This is a genomic window from Bittarella massiliensis (ex Durand et al. 2017), assembly GCF_009876955.1.
Classification (GTDB): domain Bacteria; phylum Bacillota; class Clostridia; order Oscillospirales; family Ruminococcaceae; genus Bittarella; species Bittarella massiliensis.
Genome location: NZ_WWVY01000017.1, coordinates 21,219 through 29,465, shown reverse-complemented (window position 1 = coordinate 29,465; position 8,247 = coordinate 21,219). Strand labels below are relative to the sequence as shown.

Annotated in this window: 7 protein-coding genes; 4 read left to right on the top strand and 3 right to left on the bottom strand. The window is 40.4% G+C overall.

Going from position 1 to position 8,247, the window contains the following annotated elements; translation table 11 throughout:
* The 3 genes from GT748_RS13750 to GT748_RS13740 all read right to left on the bottom strand — a co-directional run.
* Positions 1 to 533, bottom strand: a 533-nt coding sequence (locus GT748_RS13750) for a ParB/RepB/Spo0J family partition protein (protein ID WP_161222366.1), incomplete at its 3' end; no start/stop codon positions are given.
* Positions 534 to 644: 111 nt separating this feature from the next.
* Entirely contained in the window at positions 645 to 983 is a 339-nt protein-coding gene (locus GT748_RS13745; RefSeq protein ID WP_161213567.1) for a replication initiator protein A, read from the bottom strand.
* 245 nt (positions 984 to 1,228) lie between these two features.
* Complete coding sequence (locus tag GT748_RS13740) at positions 1,229 to 1,612, bottom strand: cysteine-rich VLP protein (RefSeq protein ID WP_161213538.1); 384 nt, start codon at positions 1,610 to 1,612, stop codon at positions 1,229 to 1,231.
* Between the two features lie 608 nt (positions 1,613 to 2,220).
* On the opposite strand from GT748_RS13740, the gene GT748_RS13735 reads away from it, so the two are divergent.
* The 4 genes from GT748_RS13735 (at position 2,221) to GT748_RS13720 (ending at position 8,236) form a co-directional block, all read left to right on the top strand.
* On the top strand, positions 2,221 to 2,421 hold the full coding sequence (locus GT748_RS13735; RefSeq protein WP_132093844.1) for a helix-turn-helix domain-containing protein: 201 nt from the start codon (positions 2,221 to 2,223) through the stop codon (positions 2,419 to 2,421).
* A gap of 67 nt (positions 2,422 to 2,488) precedes the next feature.
* Complete coding sequence (locus GT748_RS13730; RefSeq protein ID WP_161213539.1) at positions 2,489 to 5,251, top strand: type I restriction endonuclease subunit R; 2,763 nt, start codon at positions 2,489 to 2,491, stop codon at positions 5,249 to 5,251.
* A gap of 4 nt (positions 5,252 to 5,255) precedes the next feature.
* Positions 5,256 to 6,683: a type I restriction-modification system subunit M gene (locus GT748_RS13725; protein ID WP_161213540.1), complete on the top strand. Its 1,428-nt coding sequence runs from the start codon at positions 5,256 to 5,258 to the stop codon at positions 6,681 to 6,683.
* Positions 6,680 to 8,236, top strand: coding sequence for a restriction endonuclease subunit S (locus GT748_RS13720; protein ID WP_161222365.1), 1,557 nt, complete (start codon positions 6,680 to 6,682; stop codon positions 8,234 to 8,236). Before GT748_RS13725 ends, GT748_RS13720 begins: the two co-directional genes overlap by 4 nt.
* Positions 8,237 to 8,247: the final 11 nt, after the last annotated feature.

Sequence of the window (8,247 nt, the reverse complement as noted above, 5' to 3'; positions counted from 1 at the left end):
ACCGCAGGCGTGAGGGCGATTCTGCCCTCATCCACCATCTCAAGCAGTTCAGGAATTAAGTAAGTTAAACGGATATATCGGTGCAAGGTGTCTTTACTAATGCCGAAACCTTGAGCGATTACATCGTCATTTCTCATCCTTGTCGCAGGTTGCGACAAAGTCTTTTCTGATTTTTTTGCCGCTTCCCATTTCATTTTGTAGGCGAATGCACGCTCGCTGGGCAATATGTTTTCCCTGTGCAGGTTTGCGTCCACCATCGTTGATACTGCCTGCTCGTCGGTCAGATTTCGGACGATAACAGGCAGTTTTTCTATTCCAAGCTCCCTGCAAATCTCCATTCGTCTGTGTCCTGATATGACCTCGTATTCACTTTCCGAAAGAGGACGGACGATCAGTGGCTCGATTGTACCTTGTGCCTTTATGCTCTTTAAAAGCTGTTCCTTTTCTTCTCCGTCCCGCAGCTTGAACGGGTGATTCCGAAAGGGAAGCAAATGTTTTAAATCCAGATATTCAATCGTTTCTTTTTCTTTCATATATTGTGAAACCTCCATTGCTTTTCTTCTTTTTCGGGTAGTAAGTATTCTTACTCTATTTGTCTTAATAGTTTCTGATTTTCGGAACTTTAGAAGTCCGAAAACCGGAAGTCAGAACTTTTTCAAGTAGATGATGCTCGGCTTTCCCTGTCCCTGCCGCTTGCGGACAATCAGGTCTGCCTGCTCTAATTCCGAGAACAGTCTGCATATCTTTTCGTGCCCGAAGCGCAGTTTTTCCTGCGCCTCTTTGACGGTAAAGAACTGGTATATGCGTCCACGCTTGTCCGTCCAACCGTTTTTGGCGGAAAGGTGCATCCGGTCGAGCAGCAGGCCATAGAGCATTTTAGCGTCGGTGGAAACCGGATTGTATTTTTCCTCTGTGAACAAAGCCTTGGGGACTTTGTAAAAGACATAGCTTTCTGCTTCGGATAATTTGAAATACGGGTTCAGAAACTCACCTTCTTTCTGTCACGGTTTTAAATCGTGATTTTGTATGTTCGGGTATTACGGTATTCCTTATGGCATTTCCACTTGAGAAAAGCCTTGATTTCTGCGGCTTTGCGGCTTCAAAAAGCGTGACATAGACACTCTGTTTTCATCCGTTTCAAGCAGCAGAACATCCCTTTCTTAAATCTCCGCCCTATCGGAGCGAGCAGACTGTTTGTACTCCTGCCGTCGCAAAACAGTATCACTCGTCAGGACTCCGTCCTGAAACCTGCTGGAGAACTTGCTGACCGTTTCCTGCGCTGGCGCTCGGCGGCTTTCTTCCGCTTTTGGGCGGTGGCGCAGCCCGGGCAGTAGCGCTGGTTCTTTGCCCTTGGTACAAAGAATGACTTGCAGATTTGGCATCTCTTTTGACGGCTTGGCTGCATGATCTCGGCAAACAGCTCCCTGTCTGCGGGAAGGACTGCATTTTTGAAATAGTTGCAGTAGATCCCGTACCGGCTGATGCACTGCACGCAAGCGTGTTCCTCGCCGTCGTCCAGCAGAAGGCAGCTGCCGTCCACATAGTTGCAGCAGAGCTTTCTGACAAGAGCGTTGATCCGCTTTAACTGCTTTGGCGTGATTTTTATGACCATGATTTTCACCTCCTTTGTGCGTTTCTTGAAATTTAATCGTTCTGTCGTTTTTTCCGAATGCCGTTCCTGCCCCCGTCAGGCGGCGTCGCAAAGTCATATCCCATTCGGATCGTTATTCAGTTTTCAAGGTACAATGAAAAGGTCTTTCACTTATTCCCACTGGCAGAGGTCAAATGCACCCCCTAAACGGGAAAATATTTCTGAATGAAAAAACCTCTTCACTCATTTGGACAAAGGGTGCCGAAATGCACACCCATTTTCGGGATTCTTATCAAAATTTTCGAGAAAAATTTATCTCTTCACTTGTTCCTACTGGGAAGTACCAAATTATCGGGTGTTTATAAAAATTTTTATCCGACAAAAAGCCCCTTCACTTATTCCCACTGAGAACAGCTAAATGCACACCCTGAATCGCAAAAAAATTTTTACCCCTTCACTTATTTGGAATTGAGAGGTCAAAACGCAACCTGTTTTTCAGAAAAAAGGCAAAAAAATTTGCCCGCCAACATAGGCGGGCATTTACGAGCGTAAAAAATCAGCAATTCTTGTTGAAATATTCACGATTTTGTGATATGATATTTTTGGATTATTTGTCGGAGGTGAAGTTGGTGGCTGTTAAATATGATAAGCTTTTTCACTTGTTGATTGATCGGAAAATTACAAACGCCCAGCTTGCACAAAAAGCCGGAGTCAGTGCAAATATTATTACCCGTTTGAAACGGGATCAGTATATTTCCTTGGAAAGCATTGAACGCCTTTGCGTTGCTTTGAATTGCGGCGTGGATGATATTCTTGAATTTACAAAATAATTTTTTTACCACCTAACTTCCGATAATTTTTTGTTATCGGAAACGAAATTATATTGGAGGTCAATTTATGACACCCGAGGAAAAGGCAAGAGTTAAAATAGACAAGCAATTAAGAAACGCTGGATGGGATATTGTTTCTCGTGATGAGTATGTTCCATCTAACGCATTGGCCGTTAAAGAAGCTTTAATGCAGGGAAACAAAGAAAGCGACTATTTGCTTTTTGTAGATGATAGGGCCATTGCTGTTGTTGAAGCAAAAAAAGAAGAAAACAGTCTGGGCGATATTGTTGCAGCACAGGCAGAAGCTTATTCTAAAAATCCACAAAACTGGTATCCTTTATGGTTTGATGGACAGATTCCTCTGGTTTATCTTGCGAATGGAAACAAAATATATTTTAAAAATATGCTTGCTGATCCTGATGGAGATTATGTTGAGTTAACCGAAATGCATTCTCCTAAAAAAATGTTGCAAATCATCGGTAAAAAGTCTGAATATGGTGCGTTGCCAAGAATTGAAAAAAAGGGATTGCGTGATTGCCAGTATGACGCAGCGGTTGCACTTGAAAAGACGCTTAAATCCGGCCAGAAAAAAGCACTTGCTGTTCTTGCAACTGGTTCCGGCAAAACATATTTGGCTAGTCTTGCAGCTTACCGCTTGCTAAATTACACCCCTATAAAGCGTGTGTTGTTTCTTGTTGACAGAAATAACCTTGCAAGGCAGACGGAAACAGAATTTAGTCTCTTTGACCGTACTGAAAAACAGCGGCCTATGAGTTCATTATACCAAATCAATCGTTTGAAAAAAGTTGATGATGTTAATGGGGATATTGTTATTTCTACCATTCAAAAACTCTTTGCAGTGTTGACAGGGCAATCTATTTCGGAAGAAAACGAAGATAAAGAAGATGAAAACCTGTTCAGTTTTTCCGATGATGATAAAAAGGAACCTGAAATTGAATTAGGCAATGATTTAAAGCTACCGCCCGATCATTTTCAATTTATTATTATTGATGAGTGCCATCGTTCAATTTACGGTAAGTGGCAGTCTGTACTTAACTACTTTAAAGATGCGAGAATTTTGGGGTTAACCGCTACACCGACACCTGAAGCAGAAGCCTTCTTTAACAAAAATAGAATCGAAGAATACACTTATGACGACTCTGTTGTTGACGGCGTCAATGTTCCTGCAAGGGTTTACAGAATAAAAACTAACGTTACGGAACACGGCGGTACTATTCATGCAGGGGATATTGTTAAAGATATATCGAAAGATGGTGTTGAACTGCCGTCTTATGTGGCTGAAGAAAGAGTGGATTACAACACAAAACAGTTAAACCGTTCTGTTATCAATCCAAGTCAAATTAAAGAAGTTGTCGCCGCATATATGAACTCTATATATACCGATCTATACCCTGACAGAGAAGAAAACTGGAAATATATTCCCAAAACACTCATTTTTGCAAAAGATGATAACCATGCAACACAAATCGTAAATGTGGTTAAGGAAGTGTTTAAGGAAAAATTTGAAGACGGCAAAGTGCCCGAAAAATTTGTGCAGAAAATCACCTATTCTGCCGGTGACTCGAACGCCCTTATTCGTGATTTAAGAACCGAAAAGGATTTTCGCATTGCGGTAACAGTTACTCTTGTAGCAACCGGAACTGATGTAAAGCCTTTGGAAGTTGTGTTCTTTATGAATGATGTACAATCAGAGGTGCTGTATACACAGATGAAAGGCAGAGGCTGCCGTGTTATCAATGATGAAAAATTAAAAGAAGTTACACCTAACGCTACAACGAAGGAGTGTTTTTATATCGTAGATGCCGTCGGAGTCACTGAACACGACAAATCTATACCAAAACCTACAGGTACGGCAAATGGCACCGGTGGGAATAAAACTCTTAAGCTTGATCAGTTGCTCGAGCATCTTGCACACGGAGAAGTAAATGATGACAATCTTGCATTGCTAAGAGATTACTGTGCAACAATTAACAATCGATATGAGGATAATCCTTTGTTCGGCAGGCATTTAAACATCTTTATTTCGGATTTTGGCTTTGCGCCGAAGACATTGGCGAACGCTATAAACAAAGCGCTGTCAAGCGGAAGTCTCCCCGAATACATTAGCATTTCTGCACCCAATGCAGAAAGGAAAAGTTTGATTCATTGCCTGATTGCAAATGTTGAGGCAAGAAAAAAGCTTCTTGAAATGCACAGGGGATATTTTGCAGTTGCACCGGATAAAGATAAAATCATATATCAAGGATTTTCAAAAGAAACAGCAAGAACTTTCATAGAATCTTTCGAAAAATATTTGAGCGAAAATGCTGATAAAATCGAAGCTTTACGCATCATATACAATTCAGAAGATACCGTTATTACACATTCCATGCTTGTAGAATTGCAGGACAAGCTGCTTTCAGAAAATCGCTTGTTTAAACCGTATACTATATGGAGCAATTATAAATTGCTGGATATGAACGGGAATGTGGAAGAATTGGATAAGAAGCAGAATATGAATGCGCTTACCCATCTGATTCAGCTTGTTCGCTTTGCTTACAGGAAAAGCAGTAATCTCAGGAGCTTGCTCAAAGGTTATTCACAAAGATTTACTCTCTACTGCGGACAAAACCAGCGCAGCCTTACTCCCGATCAACAGGAAATTATGAGGCAGATTGCAGATTACATCATAAACGACGGTTATATTGATGCAGTGGAACTCAACGCCGTTGATACAGATCTCTGGCGAAAAGCGATTACAAGTTTCGGTGCCTCGGTGTTGACGAGCGAGATGATCGAACTATCAAAATTCATTTTAAAGGCGGCTTAATATTATGGCAAATACACAAACAAAAAGCGAAGCAACCTTACTTAAAAAGGTGTGGGATATTGCGAATGTGCTTGCAGCAGCGGGCGTAGGATTTACTGATTATATCACTCAGCTTACCTATATTCTCTTTCTTAAAATGGATGACGAAAAAGAGGAACTCGGTCTCGGCAGTTCTTTGCCTGAAGGGTGCAAATGGAAAGACCTTGCTGACCTGAATGGTTCCGATTTGGTTGAAAAATATGAAGAAATCCTCAAAGAGCTTGCAGACGATACAGGTTTAATCGGCACAATATTTACTAAAGCTTCCAACAAAATTGACAGTCCGGTTCATCTCGCAAAAGTTATCCAAATGGTGGCAAGCGAAAACTGGTATATGATGGAGGGCGATTTTAAGGGGGCCATTTATGAATCCATCCTTGAAAAGAATGGGCAGGATAAAAAGAGCGGTGCCGGTCAATACTTTACTCCTCGTGCTTTGATTAAAGCAATGGTAGATGTAATCAATCCTAAAATTGGAGAAACTGTTGCAGATCCGGCTTGCGGAACAGGCGGATTTCTTCTTGCTGCTTATGAACACATGAAATCGCAGAGCAAAGAGATTGCCAAGCAGAACTTTTTAAAAAATAACACTTTATTCGGTGCGGACAACACACCGCTTGTTGTTACGCTTGCTTCAATGAATCTTTATTTACACGATATCGGCACCGAAAAAAGCCCTATTGTTTGTCAGGATTCGTTGCTGGATACTTCGGATAAAATGTATGATGTCATCCTTGCAAATCCTCCTTTTGGCACAAGACCACAGGGAAGTGTTGAAGTTGCGGCAAACAGGCCGGAGTTTATTAAAACATCCGATAATCAGGTCAATTTCTTGCAGCATATTATGTCCATTGTGAAAACAGGAGGCAGAGTGGCGGTTGTTTTGCCTGATAATGTGCTGACTGACGGCAATGCTACTGCAAAGGTGCGTGAAAAGCTCTTAAAAGATTTTAATTTACATACGATTCTTAGACTTCCAACCGGTATTTTTTATGCAGGCGGCGTTAAAACGAATGTCCTTTTCTTTGAAAAAGGTTCAGAAACAAAGGATATTTGGGTTTATGATTATAGAACAGGCATAAAGCACACCATGGCCACTAAGCCAATGACAAGAGAACATCTCGACGACTTTGTGAATTGCTATTGTTCCGGTCATATGGTAGATAGGATGCAGACCTATTCTGAAGATAATCCAAACGGCAGATGGCGTAAGTTTACGGCTGACGAAGTTTATTCTCGTGACCAATTAAAGCTTGATTTCAAGTGGATTGACCTAACCGAAAAAGACGACCGTTCTATTACTGAAATCCTTTCCGAAATGCAAGAAAAAGCATCTTCCATCAGCGAAGCAGTTTCAAAGCTTCAAGAGATGCTTGGAGGAATTGACTTATGATTGATACTAAAGCGTTAAGAGAGAAAATCCTTGACCTTGCTATCCGTGGTAAACTTGTCCCGCAAGACCCAAATGACGAGCCTGCTTCGGTTCTCTTGGAGCGCATTCGTGCTCAGAAGCAACAGATGGTAAAAGAGGGCAAACTGAAAGCAAAGGATATTAAAAACGATACCATCATCTTCAAAGGTGAGGATAATTTGCATTATGAGCAGTTTCAAGATGGAACGGTGAAATGTATTGAAGATGAAATACCGTTTGATGTGCCGGATGGATGGGGGTGGACGAGGTTATGCTCTGTATCTTATGATTTGCCATATGGAACCTCTAAAAAGTCAAGTACTAACGGGAAAATAGCTGTATTAAGGATGGGAAATCTGCAAAATGGCGAAATAGATTATAGTGACTTAGTATACTCGTCTGATGAAGAAGATATTAAAAAATATTATTTGATTAAAGGAGATCTTCTATTCAATAGAACAAATAGTATTGAGTTAGTGGGGAAAACATCGGTCTACCGTGGAGACATTCCTGCTATTTATGCAGGATACTTGATTCGAATTCGCTCATCGTTAAATTATGAATATCTCAATGCGGTTATGAACAGTAACTATGCCAGAGAGTATTGTACATCTGTAAGAACTGATGCCGTAAATCAGTCAAATATTAATGCAACAAAATTAGGTCATTTCTTAATTGCTATTCCGAGCAAATCAGAACAAAAACGGATTAGTAATAAAATAGCAGAGTCTATAAAAGTCATAAATATAATTGAACAAGAAAAATTAGACTTACGAGCGATAGCTGCTAATGTAAAATCAAAAATCCTCGATCTTGCTATTCGTGGCAAGCTTGTACCGCAAGACCCGAATGACGAGCCTGCTTCCGTACTTTTAGAACGCATAAAGGCTGAAAAAGAAGAACTTATCAAACAGGGCAAAATCAAGCGGGACAAGAAGGAATCCGTCATCTTTAAAGGTGAGGATAACTCTTATTATGAGAAGATTGGCAATCAGGTGACTTGTATTGATAGTGAAATTCCATTTGAAATACCTGAAAATTGGGCATGGTCTCGACTGTCAAGTTTTACCGAAATAGTGATGGGTTCATCTCCAAAAGGAGAAGATATTTGCGCTGATAGTAGTTTTACAGAATTTCATCAAGGAAAAATATATTTTTCTAACCAATATATTAATTTCTCTATGCAATACACAAAGAACATCAGCAAACTTGCGTCAAAAAATTCTGTTTTACTGTGCGTTCGAGCTCCTGTCGGAGAGGTGAATATCACAAATAGAGATATCTGTATTGGCAGAGGATTATCCTCCATATTACCGCTTGATGATATAGATAGTATTTTTTTATTTTACTGGCTTAAGCCTTTCAAAAAAGAATTTACAAATAAATCAACTGGTAGTACTTTTTCCGCAATAACATCTGATATAGTAAAAAATATTTTATTGCCAGTTCCACCACTCAATGAACAAAATAAGATAACAAAAACAATTACAGATATGTTTGACTATCTTGAACGCATTGAAGCGAGCCTTAATTAAGCTCGCTTCAT

What these genes read in the sequence shown, in the direction of transcription:
- GT748_RS13720 (WP_161222365.1), top strand. Translation starts at nt 6,680, where the DNA reads ATGATTGATACTAAAGCGTTAAGAGAGAAAATCCTTGACCTTGCTATC.
- GT748_RS13730 (WP_161213539.1), top strand. Translation starts at nt 2,489, where the DNA reads ATGACACCCGAGGAAAAGGCAAGAGTTAAAATAGACAAGCAATTAAGA.
- GT748_RS13725 (WP_161213540.1), top strand. Translation starts at nt 5,256, where the DNA reads ATGGCAAATACACAAACAAAAAGCGAAGCAACCTTACTTAAAAAGGTG.
- GT748_RS13740 (WP_161213538.1), bottom strand. Translation starts at nt 1,612, where the DNA reads ATGGTCATAAAAATCACGCCAAAGCAGTTAAAGCGGATCAACGCTCTT.